Origin of the sequence: Cohnella sp. 56 (assembly GCF_037963805.1) — a bacterium.
Classification (GTDB): Bacteria; Bacillota; Bacilli; order Paenibacillales; family Paenibacillaceae; genus Cohnella.
In genome coordinates, this window is record NZ_JAZDQE010000002.1 from 115,488 (window position 1) to 135,341 (window position 19,854).

Annotated in this window: 17 protein-coding genes; 11 read left to right on the forward strand and 6 right to left on the reverse strand. The window is 62.9% G+C overall.

All coding sequences use genetic code 11. The features are described from left to right. Positions 1-161: 161 nt before the first annotated feature. The gene (locus VQ071_RS03515; RefSeq protein WP_340512478.1) at positions 162-1,667 is read left to right on the forward strand and encodes a polysaccharide deacetylase family protein; all 1,506 of its coding nucleotides are present in this window, start codon (positions 162-164) and stop codon (positions 1,665-1,667) included. 451 nt (positions 1,668-2,118) lie between these two features. On the opposite strand, the gene VQ071_RS03520 is transcribed toward VQ071_RS03515, so the two are convergent. From VQ071_RS03520 to VQ071_RS03535, 4 genes are all read right to left on the reverse strand, one after another. Further along, positions 2,119-2,826 carry a G1 family glutamic endopeptidase gene (locus VQ071_RS03520; protein ID WP_340512479.1) on the reverse strand — a complete coding sequence of 236 codons (708 nt, stop codon included), beginning with the start codon at positions 2,824-2,826 and terminating at the stop codon, positions 2,119-2,121. 149 nt (positions 2,827-2,975) lie between these two features. Next, positions 2,976-4,646: a dihydroxy-acid dehydratase gene (ilvD, locus tag VQ071_RS03525; protein ID WP_277567611.1), complete on the reverse strand. Its 1,671-nt coding sequence runs from the start codon at positions 4,644-4,646 to the stop codon at positions 2,976-2,978. 211 nt (positions 4,647-4,857) lie between these two features. Then, positions 4,858-5,523 (reverse strand): 3'-5' exonuclease, encoded by a 666-nt coding sequence (locus tag VQ071_RS03530; RefSeq protein WP_340512480.1) that lies wholly within the window; start codon positions 5,521-5,523, stop codon positions 4,858-4,860. A 212-nt stretch (positions 5,524-5,735) separates the two neighbouring features. Then, positions 5,736-6,230, reverse strand: a complete 495-nt coding sequence (locus VQ071_RS03535) for a DUF2269 family protein (RefSeq protein WP_340512481.1) — start codon at positions 6,228-6,230, stop codon at positions 5,736-5,738. A gap of 206 nt (positions 6,231-6,436) precedes the next feature. On the opposite strand from VQ071_RS03535, the gene VQ071_RS03540 reads away from it, so the two are divergent. The 5 genes from VQ071_RS03540 (at position 6,437) to VQ071_RS03560 (ending at position 12,802) form a co-directional block, all read left to right on the forward strand. Then, positions 6,437-7,639: an exonuclease SbcCD subunit D gene (locus VQ071_RS03540; RefSeq protein WP_340512482.1), complete on the forward strand. Its 1,203-nt coding sequence runs from the start codon at positions 6,437-6,439 to the stop codon at positions 7,637-7,639. Further along, positions 7,596-10,688: an AAA family ATPase gene (locus VQ071_RS03545; protein WP_340512483.1), complete on the forward strand. Its 3,093-nt coding sequence runs from the start codon at positions 7,596-7,598 to the stop codon at positions 10,686-10,688. Before VQ071_RS03540 ends, VQ071_RS03545 begins: the two co-directional genes overlap by 44 nt. 80 nt (positions 10,689-10,768) lie before the next feature. Further along, complete coding sequence (locus tag VQ071_RS03550; protein WP_340512484.1) at positions 10,769-11,119, forward strand: hypothetical protein; 351 nt, start codon at positions 10,769-10,771, stop codon at positions 11,117-11,119. Between the two features lie 119 nt (positions 11,120-11,238). Continuing rightward, the gene (locus tag VQ071_RS03555) at positions 11,239-11,856 is read left to right on the forward strand and encodes a thioredoxin family protein (protein ID WP_340512485.1); all 618 of its coding nucleotides are present in this window, start codon (positions 11,239-11,241) and stop codon (positions 11,854-11,856) included. A 34-nt stretch (positions 11,857-11,890) separates the two neighbouring features. Beyond that, on the forward strand, positions 11,891-12,802 hold the full coding sequence (locus VQ071_RS03560; protein WP_340512486.1) for a DMT family transporter: 912 nt from the start codon (positions 11,891-11,893) through the stop codon (positions 12,800-12,802). 25 nt (positions 12,803-12,827) lie between these two features. Here VQ071_RS03560 and pdxR read toward each other — a convergent pair whose 3' ends face one another. Together pdxR and sigK are read right to left on the reverse strand one after the other, a co-directional pair. Next, complete coding sequence (gene pdxR, locus VQ071_RS03565) at positions 12,828-14,249, reverse strand: MocR-like pyridoxine biosynthesis transcription factor PdxR (RefSeq protein ID WP_340512487.1); 1,422 nt, start codon at positions 14,247-14,249, stop codon at positions 12,828-12,830. A gap of 150 nt (positions 14,250-14,399) precedes the next feature. Beyond that, a complete protein-coding gene (gene sigK, locus VQ071_RS03570) occupies positions 14,400-15,104 on the reverse strand; it encodes an RNA polymerase sporulation sigma factor SigK (protein WP_340512488.1) in 705 nt (234 codons plus the stop codon). 130 nt (positions 15,105-15,234) lie between these two features. On the opposite strand from sigK, the gene VQ071_RS03575 reads away from it, so the two are divergent. The 5 genes from VQ071_RS03575 to VQ071_RS03595 all read left to right on the forward strand — a co-directional run bounded on the left by VQ071_RS03575 (position 15,235) and on the right by VQ071_RS03595 (position 19,853). Next, positions 15,235-16,638 (forward strand): aldehyde dehydrogenase, encoded by a 1,404-nt coding sequence (locus VQ071_RS03575; protein ID WP_445293252.1) that lies wholly within the window; start codon positions 15,235-15,237, stop codon positions 16,636-16,638. Between the two features lie 102 nt (positions 16,639-16,740). Further along, entirely contained in the window at positions 16,741-17,235 is a 495-nt protein-coding gene (spoVAC, locus tag VQ071_RS03580; protein ID WP_340512489.1) for a stage V sporulation protein AC, read from the forward strand. Beyond that, a complete protein-coding gene (gene spoVAD, locus VQ071_RS03585; protein ID WP_340512490.1) occupies positions 17,235-18,239 on the forward strand; it encodes a stage V sporulation protein AD in 1,005 nt (334 codons plus the stop codon). The genes spoVAC and spoVAD overlap by 1 nt, the downstream gene beginning before the upstream one ends. 17 nt (positions 18,240-18,256) lie before the next feature. Continuing rightward, a complete protein-coding gene (gene spoVAE, locus VQ071_RS03590; protein ID WP_340512491.1) occupies positions 18,257-18,607 on the forward strand; it encodes a stage V sporulation protein AE in 351 nt (116 codons plus the stop codon). 292 nt (positions 18,608-18,899) lie between these two features. Continuing rightward, entirely contained in the window at positions 18,900-19,853 is a 954-nt protein-coding gene (locus tag VQ071_RS03595; RefSeq protein WP_340512492.1) for an AAA family ATPase, read from the forward strand. Position 19,854 lies beyond the last annotated feature (1 nt).

The window sequence follows — 19,854 nt, forward strand, 5'->3', positions numbered from 1 at the left end:
TATATGGTGGCGTATTCTCGCGAAGAAGCGGGAGCCGGAGATACTTGTATCAGCAAAAAAGATGTGCGCCGCGGCGTCATTTTTGTCCGTACCTATGCTAAAATATATAGAAGTTGAACTGCGACGAAAATTATAACAGAAAGCAAGTTGGTGGGTACGGCATGGACGTTATCATTTGGTGGGGCTTTTACTTATTGACATTTTACGCGTTTTTGCCGGGATTCATCAGCCGCATGTTCGGTTTCCGCGTATTTTCCAAAGGTGTTGCCGAGCGCGAGATCGCGCTGACATTCGACGACGGTCCGCATCCGATGTACACGCCCAGGCTGCTCGACCTGCTCCAGGAACACGGCGCGCGCGCCACTTTTTTTGTTGTCGGAGCACATGCCGAGAAGCATCCGGACATCGTGAAGCGCATGCACGACGAAGGCCACGATATCGGCATTCACAACTATGTCCACCGCAGCAATTGGGTCATGGGGCCGCTCAGCGTGAGGCGGCATGTCGTGCGGACGGGCGACATCGTGGAGCGGATCACGGGCGTGCGACCCAAGTATTACCGTCCACCGTGGGGCATCGTCAACGTGTTCGACTTCGTCGGCCGGGGCAAGCCGCAGATCGTGCTGTGGACCGCGCTGTTCGGAGATTGGAAGCAAAAGGTGGGCGCGGGGCGGCTGTACGCCAAAATCCGGACCAAGCTCCAGCCCGGAGCCGTGCTGCTGCTCCACGACTGCGGCGATACGCTTGGGGCCGATCCCGACGCGCCGGCCAATACGATCGAGGCTGTCGGCCGGATTCTCGCGGACGGCGGACGTGAAGGATTGCGCTTCGTCGGCATCGGGGAGATGATGGAGCTGACCAGGATGAACAAGCAAGCGAAGCCGGCAGCCCGCAGCGATGAGCTGGCAGCGGGCGGAGCTGTGCCGGACGCCGTATCCGGCGCCCGCGGCCATTCGAAGCCGCCTGTCAGGCAGGGACCGGTCAAGCGAGTTATCGTAGCCGCCTGGATGCTATGGGAGGACGTATTCGGCTGGCTGTTCCGTCTCTCCCCGGTCGGCGACGGCAAGTCGTTCCATTACCGGATCATCCGGTACGGCGGTCCCGAGCTGACGCTGAGCGACGGCCAGCGGCTGCGGCGGGGCGACCGGGTGCTGGAGCTGCACTTCGTGAACAAGATGATGCTCGATATCGGCATGAGCTCCAAGTCCGAGGTGCAGGTCGCGATCCGAGTGATCCAGCTGGTCAAAAAGGCGCTTCCGACTCTCGCACGGGAGCTCAGATCACGTCCGGACGGGGACGAGGTGAAGGCGCTCTACGGCATATCGATGATCAACCGCGGATCGGAGGGACTCGGATTCGAGACGTTCGCCTTGAAGAAGGGGCTGTTCTCCTGGCTAACGAATCACTATCTTCGAATGCTCACGGCGATCATCCACCCGCAGGGCAGAACCCGGGTCAAGTCGCATGGCGAACGGATGGAGCCCCGCATGCTCGTGATGCCGCGCCGGAAGCTGACCGAGTGGGAATCGGGCTCGTATTCGCCGGCGAGGGAACGGGCCTCGAGGGCCGAGATTCAAGAGGGCATGGCTGCCGTGGGCGCAGCCGCCGGCTTCCGGGAACAGGGGCATGAGACGGCGGATGGTGATCAGCTCGGGGGCAGGAGCTGATCGTGTCGAACGCCGCGCCGATGGCCTCGGTCACGCAGGCAGCCCTGCAAGCGGGGGCCGCGGCATCCCATTGCGCGACCGGATGCGAATAGCAAGCAAAGCGAACAACCGCCGGGGACGATCTTCGATCTTCCCTGGCGGTTGTTCGCTTATCGGCCCGTTAAAGCCTGCATGCGTGCAGGCTTTTCAGTCGTTCTGGCGAGAAATCGAATAAAAGCCTGCGTATCGGCATGTATTTAGCTATCGAGCCTGTTTTCGTAAACAAAAAAGGGGAGAAGCCTGCACATTCGCATCTTTTATTGCACAAGGTTCGGTTTGCAGTCATAAAAGTTGCAATATTGCAGGCATTCGTCTTTTGTGACCCGCATATCAGCCTCGCATGCTCGGGATCGGGACGCACGGGGGCGCCGACCGATCGCGCATGCTTGCGCTGCCGGCTCGGCCAACGCCTTCAGCTCGTCGACGACTTGCGCCTCACGCTGCGCACCACGAAGGCATCCCCTGCGCGGTTGGGCGGCGACGGCACGGACACCGTCACATCGTCCTGCACCATGACGCCGCGCTGGGCGAGCCGGAGGCGTGGATTGCGGCCGTTGACGCGGCAGCATCCGAACATGACCGGCGTCAAGCGGGCCATGCGTGCGATCGTGCCGCCGACCTGGGGCGCTTCGACGATCCACTCCGCGGACGTCTGCGGACCGTCGTACGACTGGATCGTCCTGAACACCCAGCCCCGCGTCAGGTTGCGCAGCATGATCGACCATTTGCCGCGCCCGCGCTTGGCGATGACGGCTCGCATCCGGTCCCCCGGGAAGACGGGATGCGGAATGACGGTCTCCTCTGCGGGCAGTATTTCCCACCATGCATAGTAACTGGCTTTGCCGCCCGTGTAGTCGTGGGCCGTGCCCGTCTGGATCAAGCTGCTGTTCTTGAAGCCGTCGATGCCGATCCATGCGGACGAGTAGGTGGGGCTGGCGGACGGCTTGACCAGCGGCACCGTCCAATTTGCGGAGATGCGGCTGTAGGCGCCTTTGGCGCCGGACAGCGCGTAGCCGCTCCAGTTGCTGGACTTCCAGCCGATCTTTTTCCCCTGTGCCTTGTCCGTTCTCTCGAACCTGCAAGGACGCTGCAGTCTGATCTTGCGGCTCATTGCCGGCATGTCCCCACCGCCTTGAAGTATGATGCTATATTCAATGCGGCGGGGACGCGTCGCGAACCGTGCGAAGGCGGAGCAGGGCGCGCACAAAAAAAAGACGAAGCAGGCTGGAAATCCGCCCGCCTCGTCCTCCGAGGTCTGAATGCCGGTCTTTACATCTTCATGACGCCGCCGCGGCTGGCGTTGGTCACCATCGCGGAGTAGCGCGCGAGGTAGCCGCGCTTGATCTTGGGCTCGAAGCCCGGCCAGTTCGCCCGGCGGCGATCCAGCTCCTCGTCGCTCACCTCGAGGGTGATCGTGCGGTTGTTCATGTCCAGCTCGATCATATCACCGTCCTCGACGAACGCGATCGGACCGCCCTCCGCCGCTTCGGGCGAGATATGGCCGATGGCGATGCCGCGGGAGGCGCCGGAGAAGCGGCCGTCGGTGATCAGGCCGACCTTCGTGCCGAGGCCCATGCCGACGATCTGCGACGTCGGCGCGAGCATCTCGGGCATGCCTGGACCGCCCTTCGGTCCTTCATAGCGGATGACGACGACATGGCCTTCCTTGACCTTGCCCTCGGCCAGCCCGCGCAGCACATCGTCCTGCGAGTCGAAGCAGATCGCCGGGCCGCGGTGATAGCCGCCGACGGACTTGTCCACCGCGCCGACCTTGATGATCGAGCCGCCGGGCGCCAGGTTGCCGAACATGACGGACAGGCCGCCTTCCTTGGTGTGCGGATCGTCGATCGGACGGATGACGGCGTGATCCGTGATCTCGGCGCCTTCGACGTTCTCGCGCAGCGTCTTGGCGGATACCGTCATGACGTCGCCTTTGAGCGTGCCTTCCTTTTTGAACAGCTCGTTGATGATGGCGCTCACGCCGCCGGCGTTGTGCAGGTCCTCGATATGGTGGTCGGAGGCCGGCGCCAGCTTGGACAGGTACGGCGTGCGCTTGGCAACTTCGTTGATGCGTTCGATCGGATACTCGATGCCGGCTTCATGCGCCAGTGCGAGCGTATGGAGCACGGTGTTGGTCGAACCGCCCATCGCCATGTCGAGCGCGAACGCATTGTCGATCGAGTCGAGCGTGACGATGTCGCGCGGCTTGATGTCCTTCTTGATGAGCTCCATCAGCTGGGCGGCGGACTTCCTCACGAAGTCGCGGCGCTCCGGCGCGACGGCCAGAATCGTGCCGTTGCCCGGCAGCGCGAGGCCGAGCACTTCGGCCAGGCAGTTCATGGAGTTGGCCGTGAACATGCCGGAGCAGGAGCCGCAGGTCGGACAGCCGAACTGCTCGAGCTCGGTCAGGCTCTGCTCGTCGATCTTGCCCGTCATGTAGGCGCCGACGCCCTCGAAGACGGACGTCAGCGAGATGGCGCGGCCGTCCTTGGTGCGTCCGGCCTTCATCGGGCCGCCGCTGACGAACAGCGTCGGGATGTTGACGCGCAGCGCGGCCATCATCATCCCGGGCGTGATCTTGTCGCAGTTCGGGATGCACACCATGCCGTCGAACCAGTGGGCATTGACCATCGTCTCGACGGAGTCGGCGATAATCTCGCGGCTGGCGAGCGAGTAGCGCATGCCGATGTGGCCCATCGCGATGCCGTCGTCGACGCCGATCGTGTTGAATTCGAACGGCACGCCGCCCGCTTCGCGGATCGCTTCCTTGACGATCTTGCCGAATTCCTGCAGGTGAACGTGTCCGGGTACGATGTCGAGGTACGAGTTGCAGACGGCGATGAACGGTTTGCCGAAGTCCTCTTCCTTGACGCCGGCGGCGCGCAGCAGGCTGCGGTGAGGCGCGCGGTCGAAGCCTTTTTTGATCATGTCGGAACGCATTTTGGAAGCCATGGTAGGAATCCCCCGTTTCGTATGAGTGCAAGTGTGGGACGAGCATAGGACAATGGTAGGGCAAGTGCGAATAGAAACAATTTTATCACATTATAGCGTCAAACGGCTACAGCATCCGCCTGCCGATCGCAGGCAATCGGCTGCACCCGTCCGCGTACTACGAGCGACCCCCTGCCGGGGGCAGGGGGCTGGACAAGCTTCAGGCGTCATTGTCGGCAGGGAACAGCCCTGACAGCGCCGCGAAGGGCAGGTTCTCGAAGTGTCCCGTCTTGTAGACGACCTCCGATTCGGTCTGCGGCTCCTCCGCCGGTTTGTTTTGCCGGAACGAGAGCCGGTCGAACAGCTTCACGAGCACCTGCGCCGTATTGAGCGCATCGTCGAGCGCCCGATGATGAGACCCGGAGAACGGAATCTCCAGCATCTCGAGCGCCGCCTTAAGCCCCATCTGCTGATGCTTCTCGAGCTTGAACACCTTGGACAGCATCTTCTGCAGATTGTTGTGGTTGACCATCCACGACGTATCGATCTGCATCTGCCGGCATTCCTGCAGCAGCTGCCTCAGGTCGTCCGGCCCCCAGGCGCACAAGTAATATTCGTCCTGGCCGATCCAGCCTGCAAAAGCGCCCAGCGCCTCGGGCAGCCGGCCGGCCGCGTCCACGTCCGCCTGCGTAATGCCGGTAAAGGCGGTCGTGTCGGGAGAGAGCAGCGGCACGACGGTCGGCTTGACGAACGCCTGAAACGTATCGACAATGCCGGGCACGCCTTCGACCAGACCGACCTTGGCGGCACCGATCTCGATAATCTCGGCGATCTGCCCTTTTTTGCGGCGCACGGTCATCTCCAGGTCATAAACAATATAAGTCAAAGCATACACCTCAAGCCATCCGTGGCAAGATGCGGCCGCGGATCATCGCGTATTAATCGGCGGGAGCGGCCGTCTTGACCGCAAGCCGTGTGGTTCTACGTTATTATAGACCTCCGTCATTTATTTGTCATGGTCTTAAAAAAATACATAAGCCCGCAGCAGCCCTGCACAGGGCGCTGCGGGCTTCCTCCGAGACCGGAACCGCGTGACGTCTAGAACGTCGGCTTGAAAAACATCAGCGCGAACAGCACGATGCCGAGAATCGTCGCAACATAATTAATGGCGTTCACCCGGCTGAGCTCTGCGGCCATCGTTTGGGGCACGGGCGACTCGGCAGGGATTGGCGCCGCAGCGGCTTTGGCCCCGAGCTTGGCGGCTGCGGGCGCCATAAAGGCGATGACGACGACCTGGATCACCACATAATCGACGATTGCCGCGATGATCCACCATTGATCCCATCCGTAGTCGCCGAGCCAGACGAGCGCCAGTCCGCTAAGGACGGCGATGGTTCCCCCGATTTTAGGAAACTTCTCCAGGCTGGCGGACAGGCCGAGCGATTGGCGCAGCTGGCCGAGCGTCTGCCCCTGCCGCAGCAGCACATGCCCGAAGTAGGTGGGGCCGATCCCGACGATCGCCGAGATCACGTGGACCGCAACCAGCAGGTTCAGCCAGTTTTCCTTCAGATAGGCGTATCCCGTTAATGTCATAATTCGTATTGCCCCTCTCATGAATAAATGTCATCCCTGATGCTAGCACGGGTGCGCCTCGCTTTCTGTCACCTTTTTCCGTGACAGGTCATGGCTGTTTTGTCATGGGAACCGTTACCGGGCCGGCAAGAAATGTATGCCAGGACGCTGTGCGCGCGCCAGCTGATGTATAATGAAGGAAATGAACGACAAGAAGGTGTTTTTACTTGAAATTTTTTCATACGGCGGACTGGCATCTTGGCAAGCTGATCCAGAACGTATACATGACCGAGGACCAGGCATACATACTGGAGCAATTCATACGCGATATCGAAGCCGAGCAGCCGGATGCGGTCGTCATCGCGGGCGACCTGTACGACAGGGCGGTGCCGCCGACCGATGCGGTCGGACTGCTGGACCGGACGCTGCAGCATATCGTGCTGAAGCTGGGGACGCCCGTCATCTCCATCTCCGGCAATCACGACAGTCCGGGCAGGCTGAACTTCGGCAGCGGTCTCATGAAGGCGGCGGGATTGCATATGGCTGGCGAATTCGCATATCCGTCGGAGCCGGTTGTGCTGCATGATGCGCATGGACCGGTTCATTTCCACCTCGTGCCGTTCGCCGACCCGGCTGCGGTGCGTCTGGCGCTGCAGGAGCAGGCGATCCGCTCCTATGACGACGCCATGGCCGCGATCGCGGCACGGATCAGGGCGTCCATGGACCCGGCGGCCCGTCATGTGCTGGTCGGACATGCCTTCGTCACGCCCAGGGGCGAGGCCGAGCCCAATACGAGCGACTCCGAGCGGCCGCTTGCGATCGGCGGCACGGAGCATGTGAGCGCGGCGCATTTCCGCGGATTCCACTATACGGCGCTCGGCCATCTGCACCAGGCCCATTATATCGGCTCGGAGACGGTGCAGTACGCCGGATCGCCGCTCAAGTATTCGATCTCCGAGGAGCGCCACAAGAAGGGATATCTGGCGGTCGAGCTGGACAGCGAAGGACGGGTAACGGTCGAAAAACGGCTGCTGGTCCCAAGACGCGACATGCGCACGGTCGTCGGGTACATGGAGGAGATCGAGCGCCACGCGCCGAGCGAGGACTACATATATGTCAGACTGCTCGACGAGCAGCCGGTGCTGTCGCCGATGGAGCGGGTCAGGGCGGTGTATCCGAACGCGATGCATGTGGAGCGCGATGCTGCGCTGCGGCAGGCGGGCGGAACGGATGAAGCGGCCGTCCCGGGCGGCAAGGCGGGCATGGACATGCTGACCCTGTTCAGGGCATTCTACCGCGATGCGAAGGGCGAGGACGCGGGCGAAGATACGGAGCGGCTGTTCCTGGCGGCGCTGCGCGATGTCGAGAGCGAGGAGGATGAGCGTCATGTTGCCGATGCGGCTGACGATGACGGCGTTCGGGCCGTATAAGGATACAGAAGTCATCGACTTCGCGGAGCTGGCGGGCAATCGTCTGTTTCTCGTGTCGGGCAATACGGGTGCCGGGAAGACGTCCATTTTCGATGCGATCTGCTTTGCGCTGTATGGCGAGGCGAGCGGTGAGGACCGCAGCGACGTCCGGATGCTCCGCAGCCAGTTCGCGCAGGACGACGTCTATACGTCCGTCGAATTCGAGTTCGAGCTGAAGCGCAGAACCTATCGCATCCTCCGCCAGCTGGCGCATGTGAAGACGGGCAACAAGAGCGCGACCGGCGAACGCTACGAATTCGTGGAGACGACCGGCGGCAAGGAGACGATGATGGTCGACCGCCAGGCGGTCCGCCAGATCAACGAGCGGCTGCAGAGTCTGCTCGGGCTAACGAAGGACCAGTTCAGCCAGATCGTCATGCTTCCGCAGGGCGAATTCCGCAAGCTGCTCACTTCGGACACCGAGAACAAGGAAGAGATCTTGCGCCGGATCTTCCGCACGCATCTGTTCAAGTTCGTAGCCGAGTATCTGAACGAAAAGCGCAAGGCGTCGCAGTCGGTATGGGAGCTGGCGAAGCGCGATCTCGACATGCATGCGACCGGCTTGCGGCTCGCTCTTCCCGAGCGGGAAGGCTCGGAGCTGCATCGCGTGCTCGCCCAGGAGCACTACAATGTGCACCAGGTGCTGGAGGCGCTGGCGGCAGAGCTCGTGTACTATGAGGCCGAGCTGGCCGGCCGTCAGGGCAGGCTCGAGGAACAAGTCAGGCAGCACAAGGCGCTGGTCGAGCGTTATCACCGGGCGGTCAGAGTCAACGAGCTGTTCGACGAGCAGGCGCGCAAACGCCAGGACAAGGAGGCGCGCGAGGCGCGGCTGCCGGAGATCGAGGACAAGCGGCGGCGGCTCGCGCTCGCCGAGAAGACGCTGCCGCTCGAGGTCAGAGAGCGCATGCTCGCGGACGCGAAGGCGCAGGTGCTGGCGGCCGAAGGGCGCAGCCGCGCGGCCGCCGAATCGCTCGTGCGCGCGGAGGGAGAGCTGGCCGCGGCGCAGGAGCGCTATCGCGATGAGGAGAGTCGAGCCGGCAAGCGCGAGCAGCTCGTCGGGGCGCTCGAGCAGCTGGCGAGAGACCTGCCCATCGTGCGCGAGCTGGAGGACAAGCGGACGGCGCTCGCCCGGCTCGAGCGGGATGCCGAGCTGGCGGGACGCGCGCAGCAGGAGGCCGAGACCGCGGCAGCGGAGCGGGTGGCCGGACGCAGGGCGCTGGCCGAGCGCGTGCGCCAGGCCGATGAGGCCGTGCGCGGGCTGCCCGAGCTGCGGGAGCGGTTCGACCGGATGCTGCAGGAGGCGACGCTGCTGCGGGACTATGTCCAGCTGACCGGCGCCGCGGAGGCGCTGGCGGAGGAGGAGGCCGGACTGCGGCTGGCGCATGAGCAGGCGGCGGAGGCCTACCTCGCGCTCGAAGCCCGCTGGCTCGAGGGGCAGGCAGGACAGCTGGCCGCGCATCTGCACAACGGCTTGCCCTGCCCGGTGTGCGGCAGCGCGGAGCATCCGCGCAGAGCGGCGCTGCCCGCGGATATGCCGACCCGCGAAGCGCTCGACCGGCAGCGCGGCGTTCGGGCGGAGCGGGAGACGCTGTATCTGGCGGCGAAGGCGAAGCGCGAGCATACGGCGGCACAGCTGCGGGACAAGGCGGCCGACATCGCGGCGAACGGACACGAGCCCGGCCGGGCAGCGGCCGCGTATGCGGAGCTCGTCGAAGCGGGCAAGCGGATGCGGGTCGAGGTGGAGCGGCTCAAGGCGGAGCAGACGAGCCTGGGCGAGCTGAAGCGGCAGCTCGAGGGCGAGGAGACCGCGCTGGAGGCTGCGCTCGCCGCCAAGGAGCGAGCGGTCGCGGGCGCGCAGGAGCGCCGGACGGCGTATGCGGCCGACCGCGCCGTGTACGAGCGGATGCTGTCCGGCCTGCCTGAAGCGCATCGGACGCCAGGCGCGCTGGAGCGCCGGATCAAGGAGACGGAGCTGGAAAAGGGACGGCTGGAGGCGGCGTGGCGGCAGGCGCAGGAGCTGCTGCGGCAGGCCGGCGAGCGGCATGCGGCGGCGGGCGCCGGGCTGGCCGGCGAGGAGCGGCAGCTGCAGGAGGCGCAGGCGAGGCTGGCGCAGACCCAGGACGAGTTCGCGGCCGAGCTGGCGCGGGCGGGCTTCGGCTCGGAGGCGGACTATCGGGCCGCCAAGCTGCCGGAGCGTGACATCGCGGACCTGAAGCGGGAGCTGGAGCTGTTCCGGACGGAGCTCGAGACGGTCCGCAGGCAGCTCGAGGAGCTCGGCGTTCAGCTCGAAGGCAAGGAGCGGGCCGACCTCGCCGCGCTCGCGGAAGAGGCGGAGGCGATGGAGCGGGCGCTCGAGGCGACGCGCAAGTCGCTGCGCGAGGCCCAGGACTGTCTGGACAGAGGCGGCGAGGGACGCGAGCGCCTCGTGGCGGCCGAGCAGCAGTGGCGGACGGCCGAGCAGGCGTTCCAGCTCGTCAAGGATCTGTACGATGTCGTGCGCGGCGAGAACAGGCACAAGATCTCGTTCGAGCGCTATCTGCTCGTCGAATTTCTCGACCGGATACTCGCCGCCGCCAATCTGCGGCTGCGGACGATCTCGGGCGGTCAATTTTACCTGACGCGCAGCGACCGGCGCGAGCGCCACGGCAGACAGAGCGGGCTCGGGCTCGACGTGTTCGACAACTATACCGGCCAGCTCCGCGATGTGAAGACATTGTCGGGCGGCGAGAAGTTCAACGCCTCGCTCTGCCTGGCGCTCGGCATGGCCGACGTCATCCAGGCTTACGAGGGAGGCGTGTCGCTCGAGACGATGTTCATCGACGAGGGCTTCGGCTCGCTCGACGAAGAATCGCTCGCCAAGGCGGTCGATACGCTCGTCCAGCTGCAGCAGACCGGACGCATGATCGGTATCATCTCGCATGTGCAGGAGCTGAAGCAGGCGATCCCGGCGGTGCTCGAGGTGAAGAAGTCGGCCGACGGCTGCAGCACTGCGAGCTTCAAAATCAGTTGAGCCGGATGCGGCTTGAATAATCCGTCTACCTCGCCCCCAAGTCTCATATAGATGAGATAAAGGGAAGGGGCGTGAGGCGAATGGACAAGGCCGCGGTCAAACGGTACTACGATCTGAAGAGCCGGCAGAAGGAGATCGAGCGCGAGCTGGCCGAGCTGCGCGGCGCCATCCTCGGCGAATGCGAGGCTGAGGGACTGGCGCAGGCGGAAGTCGGGGGCTACAAGGTCAAGATCGTCGTTCAGGAGCGGCGCGAATACGACGATCAGAAGCTGAAGTCCGCGCTGCCCGACGATGACGTGTGGCGGCTCGTCTCGCGCGCGGATCCGTCGAAGATCGCGGGGCTCGTGAAGCTGAACGTCATCGGCGAGGAGAAGCTGTCGGGAACGTACGATACGAAAAAAATCGCGCTGCTGCAGGTGGAACGGATTTAATGGATAACCATGAGATTCTGACCTTTATAATTTGTTTAAAACTGACCCTTTGGAGAGGGTCAGTTTTATTTTATAGTTGAGCTATATTCGGTTGCAGACGAGAGGAAGCGTGAACGGCGATGGAAAACAGCATGGGGATTAATCTCAAGCACATGATCGGACAAGGCTGGACGTCCACACGTTTTATGGAAGAAATGCAGGCGCGGAGAATGCAGCTGAGCGGGATCCCCGATACGAAGGCGCGATTCGCCGAAATCTACGAAAGCTTCGCACTGCCCGCAGGAGAGGCGGGCGCGTCTCTCGCCTCCTCGCTGCGGCGCGCGACCGATCTCCGCGTCTTCATCTTGTGCACGGACTGGTGTCCGGACGTCATCTGGAACGTGCCCGTGCTGCTGCGTGTGCTGGAGGATGCCGGCATACCCGTCGAGTTGCTGCCGATGGAGGCGCATGCGGAGACGATGGATCTGTTCCTGACCGACGGCGGCCGCGCACAGCCGATCGCCGTGTTCATCGGGCGGGACGGGCAGGTGCGCGGGCGTTGGGGCGCGAGGCCCGCTTATATTCAGGCCGTCATGGACCGCTTCAAGCGGGACAATCCGGACAAGACGCAGCCGGACTACGGTACGCTTCTGGATGGCGTTTACCGGGAGATCGGGGAGCTTTACAATGCAGGCCAAGCCTATCAGGAAGCGATTGTGAAGGAGCTGGCGGTATTGCTGCGCAAATTCGAAGCTTGAAGCCGGCGTTTGTGCGGAAAGGGGCGAAATCGCGATGCGGCGTACATTGTTGGCGCTGTTGCTGCTTCTCAGCTTGATATGGGGCGGCTCTTACTATTTTATCAAGGTGCTTCTTGAGGCGTTCGAACCTTGGACGATCGTGTTCCTGCGCTCGGCGCTCGGTTTGGCCGTCATCGCGGCGCATATGGCCTGGGCCGGCAAGCCTTTCGGCTTCAGGGGGATGCCCTGGGGTGCGGCAGCCGTCATGGCGCTCGTCAATACTTGCTTGCCTTGGGCAATCATCGGGCTCAGCGAGACCCGGATCGCGAGCGGGATGGCATCCGTGCTGAACGCGACGACACCGCTATGGACGCTTGCGCTAGGCATCGTATTTTTCGGAGCCGCCGCGCGTCGTGCGCATTGGATCGGCATGTCCGTCGCTGTGGCCGGCCTGGTCGTTCTGTTAGGGCCAGGCCTTACCTCCGGCGGCCGGATCGATAGCCGGGGCGCCGCGGGCATGCTCGCGGCCTCGTTCCTTTACGGGCTCGGCTCGCAGCTGTCCAAAATATTGCTGCAAAAGATCACGCCTTATCAGGCGACCTTTTGCACCCTGCTGTTCTCGATGCTCGGCAGCGGCGTCATGGCATTGGCGACCGAGCGCGTGTCCGTTCGCGAGCTCGCCGTTCCGCATCATCTGTCCGTGCTTGTCGGCTTAGGCGTTTTCGGCTCGGGCGTCGCGTATATTTTGTTTTATCGCATCGTGCAGGAGGGTGGCCCCGAATTTGCGACGATGGTCACTTACCTGCTGCCGGCGTTTTCGCTGCTGTGGGGATTCTCGCTGCTGGGCGAGTCCGTGCGGCTGCATATGGCGGCCGGTCTCGCGCTAATTTTGGCCGGTGTGTTTGTCTCCTCGCGCAATGCCGCCAGGGAGCGCGCTGCGGAGTCGGCGCGTGCTATGTCCGCTTAGCGGATATGCCGCGTCGCAAGCAAGCTCACAGGTCAGCGCGCCAAGCCTTTGCTAGCCGCCCGATGCCCTCCTCCATTTCGTCCTGCTGCAAGCCCGCGAATCCGAAAAATAGCTTAGGCAGATCCGCGTCCGGCTGCCGCCCGTCCGCCCACATCTTCCTCAGATCGTACACCTTTACGCCGGCCGCCGCTGCCGCCTCGACAAGCCGCTCCGAAGAGCCCCCGCCCTTTACGGTCAGCTGCAGGTGAAGTCCGGCATTTTGCCCCGTGATCCCGACCCGTTCGCCGAGCATGGATTGGATCAATTCGTTCAGATGCCGATGGCGTTTGCGGTACAGACCTCTCATTTTGCGTACATGCCTGAACCAGTGGCCTTGTCCGATGAACGAACGCATCGCCCACTGCTCGATCCGCGACGGCGCCTGCAGCACTTCATGCGGCATGCGCGCCAGGCGATCGGCAAGCTGCGGCGGCAGTACCATGTAGTTCAGTCGCACGGCCGGCGTGAACGCCTTGGAAAACGTGCCGATATAGATGACGCTGCCGTGCGTGTCCAAGCCCTGCAGAGAGGGGATGGGCTTGCCGACATAGCGGAATTCGCCGTCATAGTCGTCTTCGATAATATAGGCGTCCCTGTCGCGCGCCCATGCGAGCAGCCGCTCGCGCTCCGGGTACGGCATAATGCTGCCGGTCGGAAACTGGTGGGACGGCGTAATATAGACGGCTTGGGCTGCGCTGGCTGCCAGCGCGTCCAGACTCAGCCCTCTGTCGCCGACGGGAACGGGGAGTACCTGACAGCCGCTGAGCAGCAAATGATCGCGCACGAGGTTATAGCCGGGCTCCTCCATCGCGACCCGGTTCCGGCCGGCCAGCAGCTTGGCGACGATGCCGATGCTGTAGGCCATGCCCGAGCCCACGACGATCTGCTCCGGCGAGCATTGGACGCCTCTGGCGCTGCCCAGGTATTCGGAGAGCGCCTGACGCAGCTCCGGCTCGCCGCGCGGATCTCCATAGCTGCCGAGGAGGCCAGCGTGGTTCTCCAGCGCATCCTTCAGCATCTTGTGCCAGATTCGAAACGGAAAGGCGCCGTGGTCAAGCCGGGTCGGATCGAAGTCGATCCGGCTGGCGGAGGGGGCCTCCGACACCGGCGCGGCGCCGGGACGCGCGGCCGCTGCCGTGCCGTCTCCGCGCTGCGCCGAGGCCGGCAGCGGATTGGATGCATACAGTCCGGACCGCGGGCGGCTGACCGCGTAGCCTTCCGCCGTCAGCATCTGATACGCGGTCTCGATCGGCGTCTTGCTGATATTAAGCTGCTGCCGCAAGGCGCGGACGGAAGGCAGGCGTGCGCCGTCCGGGATGCTCCCGTCGCGAATGTGCGCCCGCAGCTGCGTATAGAGCCTAATATAAATCGGTTGGTCGTCGGGTCCCGACAGTACGATGTCGAACATGAGTTACGCTCCGCTAACGCCAGTTTGAATGTCGATTCTATTGTACAAGAGCGACGAGCGTCTGCCTACGATCTGAACATGTTCGGTTGATGGCACTCTCGAGGCGGCCGGGATTCTAGCGTTCGGGCTCCCGCTCAACGGCCTCTAGTCTCACTTTTTAGCCTTATAGAACTCGTGGTACAGCTTCATCAGCGCCCGCTTCTCGATACGCGACACGTAGCTGCGGCTGATGCCAAGCTCGCGGGCGATCTCGCGCTGGGTGCGTTCGTCGCCGCCTCTGCCGTCGAGCCCGAACCGGCCCCGGATAACTTCCTGCTCCCGCTCGTCGAGGATGTCGAGATTTTGATAGATTTTGCTTTTCTCGATTTTCAGCTGGACCTTCTCGACGACGTCGTCGGGCTCGCTGCCGAGAATATCCTGCAGCGTGATCTCGTTGCCTTCCTTGTCCGTGCCGATCGGGTCGTGGAGGGACACGTCCTTGCGCGTCTTTTTCAGCGATCGCAGATGCATCAGAATTTCGTTCTCGATACACCGCGCCGCAAATGTGGCGAGCTTCGTGCCTTTGCCGACCTGGAAGCTCTCGATCGCCTTGATCAGCCCGATCGTGCCGATCGAGATCAGGTCCTCGAGGTCTTCGCCGGTATTGTCGAATTTTTTGACGATATGCGCGACGAGGCGCAGATTATGCTCAATGAGCAGATTGCGCGCTCTGGCGTCGCCCTCCGCCATCAGACCTAAGTATTTGCTCTCCTCTTGTTCGGACAAGGGCTGCGGGAATGCGTTGTTTTTGACGTAGGAGACGAGCAGGGACAGCTGCTTGATAAATAGCGCTATCGAAGTGAAAAATCCGGGCACAGGACGGCCTCCTCGTGTTGTCAGATCATCTTGCCGCGCGAACTGTTATCATTGTATGTGGGCCTTCGCCCAACCGTGCCTGTCAGGCGCAAAAACGATCGAATGTTGGAGAGAACGGGAGGGAAGCCTGTTGACGGAAGCAGCGAACGTTGAACTGGCACTTCGGGCGCATCGCGACTATTTTGCCGCGGGGCATACATTGCCCTTGGCCTATCGGATCGAGCAGCTGAAAAAGCTGGGCCGGGCAATCCGGCTGCATGAGGAAGCGCTGATGCAGGCGCTCGCGGCGGACCTCGGCAAAAGCAGGTTCGAGTCGTATGCAACGGAGATCGGGCTCGTCCTGGGCAGCCTCCGATACGCGGCGAAGCATCTCAGGCGATGGGCGCGCCCGAAGCGCGTCCGCTCGACGCTTGCGATGTTGCCCGCAACAAGCTTCATTCGCAAGGAGCCCTACGGCACGGTGCTGATCGTCGGACCGTTCAATTACCCGGTGCAATTGCTGTTCGAGCCGCTCATCGGCGCGATCGCCGCCGGCAACTGCGCCGTGCTCAAGCCGTCCGAAGCGACGCCGCATGTCGCGGCCGCGATCGCGCGGCTGATCGGCGACACGTTCGAGCCCGCTTACGTGCGCGTGCTGGAGGGTGGCAAGGCGCTGACATCGGCGCTTGTCCATGCGCCGTTCGATTATATTTTTTTCACAGGCAGCACGTCCGTCGGCAAAATTGTCATGGAAGCGGCGGCGCGCAATCTGGTGCCGGTCACGCTGGAGCTGGGCGGCAAAAGTCCGGCGATCGTCGACGAGACGGCCAATCTGCCGCTCGCGGCCAAAAAAATTGCCTGGGGCAAGCTGATGAATGCAGGCCAGACGTGCATCGCGCCGGATTATGTGCTCGTTCACCGCAGCATGAAGGACAAGTTTATTTCCTTGCTCATCGGGACAATCCGCGCTTTTTATGGAGAAGACGCTGCGGCCAGCGCGGATTACGGCCGCATCGTGAACGAGCGCCAGTTCGACCGGCTGGCACAGGTGCTGGCGCAGGACAGACAGCATGTCGTATACGGCGGCCGCACGGATAGAGCGGACCGGTACATCGAGCCGACGCTGCTCGATCTGGGCGCGGCGGCCGACACCGCGGCGAATGCAGCCGCGATGCAGGACGAGCTCTTCGGCCCGCTGCTGCCGGTCGTCGTCTACGACGATCTGGCCGAGGCCGTCTCGTTCGTCCGCGATCGGCCGAAGCCGCTGGCGCTCTACTTGTTCACGAGCAGCAAGTCCGCCGAGCGCGCAGTGCTGGAGCGGATCCCGTTCGGCGGCGGCTGCGTCAACGATACGATCTTGCACATCTCGAATCCCCGTCTGCCATTCGGCGGCATAGGCCCGTCCGGACTTGGCGCCTATCACGGCCGCCACAGCTTCGAATTGTTCTCCCACGCCAAGAGCGTCGTCCGGCGCGGCGCGAGATCCCTCGACCCCGGACTGGCTTATCCGCCATACGGCGATCGCCTCAAATGGGTGCGCAGGCTGCTGAGATAGACCGCCTGCCGCCCGCCCCACCTTTTCCCATCCATATTGTGTTCCTCTCCGGCAAATAATGAACAACGACTACAGTCCGAGCCGGAAAGGGGAATGGCAACCATGGCGACCAAAGAGGCCGGAAGAGGGCCAGCTTCGTACAAGCCGCTGTCCATGTCGCCGAAGGAATATCAGCAATTCGCCAAAAACCGTCAGCCTTCAAGACCCGTCTTCGCCAATTGCGTCAAGGCGTTTTTCGTGGGCGGGCTTATTTGCCTGATCGGTCAGGGCGTGCAAAATTTTTTTGCAGCCGCGTTCGACATGTCGAGCAAGGAGGCGAGCAATCCGACCGTAGCGGTCATGATTCTCGTCTCCGTCATCCTCACCTGCCTGGGCGTCTATGACAAGATCGCGCAGTGGGCGGGCGCCGGCACCGCCGTGCCTGTCACCGGCTTCGCCAATTCGATGTGCTCGGCGGCGATCGAGCATCGCAGCGAGGGGCTGGTGCTCGGCGTCGGCGCCAACATGTTCAAGCTCGCCGGTTCCGTCATCGTGTTCGGCACGGTGGCCGCCTTCTTCGTCGGGATCGTCTACTGGATCCTGGGGGTGAGCCATTAATGCTGCAGGGCAGGCGGACGTGGGTTTTTGACAAGCCACCGGTCATCATCGGCACGGGGACGGTCGTCGGACCGGACGAAGGCGAAGGCCCGCTGGCCGGCGACTTCGATCTCGTGCATCCGGATATGACGATCCAGCAGCCGAGCTGGGAGAAGGCGGAGCGGGTGCTGCTGGAGCAGGCTTCGGATATCGCCCTGTCCAAGGCGGAGCTGTCCAAGGACAAGGTCGATTTTTACGTCGGCGGCGACTTGATCAACCAGATCATCAGCAGCACGTTCGCCGCGCGCACGCTGGGCGCGCCGTACATCGGCGTATTCGGCGCCTGCTCGACCTCGATGGAGACGCTCGCGCTGGCGGCGCTGCTCGTGTCATCCGGCGCTGCCCGCCACGTGATGGCGGGTACGAGCAGCCACAACTGCACCGCCGAGAAGCAGTTTCGCTATCCGACCGAATACGGCTCGCAGAAGCCGCCGACCGCGCAGTATACGGTGACCGGCGCGGGCGCGGCCGTCGTCGCGGCCGAGGGCCGGGGCCCGCGGATCACGGCGGCGACGATCGGACGCATCGTCGACTTGGGCCTCAAGGATCCGTTCGACATGGGCTCCGCGATGGCGCCGGCCGCCGTGGATACGATTCAGGCGCATCTGCTGGAGACCGGCAGGGAACCCGGCTACTACGATATGATCGTGACGGGCGACCTGGCATCGGTCGGCCATCCGATTGCCGCCGATCTGCTGCGGCGGCACGGCGTCCCGATCGCCGAGACCGAGTTCAGCGATTGCGGGACGCTCATCTATGACCTAGCGAAGCAGAAGGTGCAGGCCGGCGGCAGCGGCTGCGCCTGTTCGGCGACGGTCACGTACGGTCATCTGCTCAAGCGGATGGCACAGGGCGAATTGAAGCGGATATTGGTCGTGGCGACGGGCGCGCTTCTCTCGCCGCTGTCGTTTCAGCAGGGCGAGAGCATCCCGTGCATCGCCCACGCCGTCTCGATCGAACAATAACGATTGGAGGACATGCGATGCAATTTTTGTGGGCTTTTCTGGTCGGAGGAGCGATCTGTGTCGTCGGGCAGCTGCTGTTCGACGTGGCCAAGCTGACGCCGGCGCACACGATGGCGACGTTGGTTGTAGCGGGCGCGGTGCTCGACGGACTCGGCCTGTACGATCCGCTGGTCGACTTCGCCGGCGCGGGTGCGACCGTCCCGATCACCAGCTTCGGCAATGCGCTCGTCCACGGCGCGCTGAGCGAGCTGCAGGAGGTCGGATGGATCGGCATCATCACCGGCATATTCGAGGTGACGAGCGCCGGCATATCGGCGGCCATCATCTTTTCGTTTTTGGCCGCGCTGGCGGTCAAGCCGAAGGGCTGAGGACGGAGTTTATGTAAATTTTAGGTTGCGGTCTGTTCGCGGACTGCGATCGTCACGCTCGCCTGACGGCCGTACTCTCGTCGCCGCCGTTCGGGCTCCGCCCGTACGCAGCTTGCGATTTGCGCGTTTTTTTCGCTTTCACACTCTGATTTTTGCAGCCGATTCGCTCCCGCGAATTGGCTTTTTTTCTATTATTATTTGGAGTTTTGCAAAATTGTAGTAGGCAATATTCATCAGGTATAATTAAAGTGTAGCCTACGACTACCGCATGATCCCATTAGGAGGGACTTCGATGGAACTTCAAGCCGCCATGCAATTACTAGATTCAATCAGACGCAATATGGAATCATGCATATACGGAAAGCAAGAGGAGATCGCCTGGCTGCTGACCGCGCTCGTAGCCGGCGGACATGTATTGATCGAGGACGTCCCCGGCACGGGGAAGACGCAGCTGGTCAAGTCGCTGGCCAGATCGATCGGAGGCACGTTCCACCGCATCCAGTGCAATCCCGATCTGCTGCCGACCGACATCACGGGGGTATCGATCTACCATCCCAAGCAGGAGCAATTCGTGTTCAGGCCGGGTCCGGTCATGTCCCACCTGCTGCTCGCGGACGAGATCAACCGGGCGACCACGAAGACCCAGTCGGCTCTGCTCGAGGCGATGGAGGAGCGCCACGTATCCGTCGACGGCGTCACTTACCCGCTGCCGCAGCCGTTCATTTTGTTTGCCACGCAGAATCCGATCGAATTCGAAGGCACGTACAATTTGCCCGAGGCGCAGCTGGACCGGTTTCTGATGAAAATATCGCTCGGCTATCCGGACGAAGCGTCGGAAAAAAGGCTCGTGCTGGAGCCCGGATCGTCGCGCGCGGCAGATCAATTGGGCCAGGCGGCCGATGTCGGAGACATCCTGGAGATTCAGCGCCTCGCGTCCGGCATTCATCTGGACGGAGGCGTGGCCGACTATCTGGTGCAGCTCATCCGCGCTACCCGCAAGCATCCGTCGGTGCTGCTGGGCGCGAGCCCGCGGGCGACCGTCGCGCTGGCGTCATGCGCCAAGGCGTATGCGCTCCTTCAGCACCGGATGTACGTCATACCGGACGATATTAAGACGTCCGCGCCATTCGTACTCGCCCATCGTCTCCATCTCCGGTCGGAGGCGCGCATGCAGGGCGCTACCGCCGACGGCGTTCTCCAGGAAGTCATGAAGCAGCTGCCGGTGCCGGTGGCGCTGGAGCGCTGAG

Coding starts and splice junctions, on each gene's coding strand:
- VQ071_RS03515 (WP_340512478.1), top strand. CDS start 162: ATGGACGTTATCATTTGGTGGGGCTTTTACTTATTGACATTTTACGCG.
- VQ071_RS03520 (WP_340512479.1), bottom strand. CDS start 2,826: ATGCCGGCAATGAGCCGCAAGATCAGACTGCAGCGTCCTTGCAGGTTC.
- ilvD (WP_277567611.1), bottom strand. CDS start 4,646: ATGCGTTCCGACATGATCAAAAAAGGCTTCGACCGCGCGCCTCACCGC.
- VQ071_RS03535 (WP_340512481.1), bottom strand. CDS start 6,230: ATGACATTAACGGGATACGCCTATCTGAAGGAAAACTGGCTGAACCTG.
- VQ071_RS03545 (WP_340512483.1), top strand. CDS start 7,596: ATGTTGCCGATGCGGCTGACGATGACGGCGTTCGGGCCGTATAAGGAT.
- VQ071_RS03550 (WP_340512484.1), top strand. CDS start 10,769: ATGGACAAGGCCGCGGTCAAACGGTACTACGATCTGAAGAGCCGGCAG.
- VQ071_RS03555 (WP_340512485.1), top strand. CDS start 11,239: ATGGAAAACAGCATGGGGATTAATCTCAAGCACATGATCGGACAAGGC.
- VQ071_RS03560 (WP_340512486.1), top strand. CDS start 11,891: ATGCGGCGTACATTGTTGGCGCTGTTGCTGCTTCTCAGCTTGATATGG.
- pdxR (WP_340512487.1), bottom strand. CDS start 14,249: ATGTTCGACATCGTACTGTCGGGACCCGACGACCAACCGATTTATATT.
- spoVAC (WP_340512489.1), top strand. CDS start 16,741: ATGGCGACCAAAGAGGCCGGAAGAGGGCCAGCTTCGTACAAGCCGCTG.
- spoVAD (WP_340512490.1), top strand. CDS start 17,235: ATGCTGCAGGGCAGGCGGACGTGGGTTTTTGACAAGCCACCGGTCATC.
- spoVAE (WP_340512491.1), top strand. CDS start 18,257: ATGCAATTTTTGTGGGCTTTTCTGGTCGGAGGAGCGATCTGTGTCGTC.
- VQ071_RS03595 (WP_340512492.1), top strand. CDS start 18,900: ATGGAACTTCAAGCCGCCATGCAATTACTAGATTCAATCAGACGCAAT.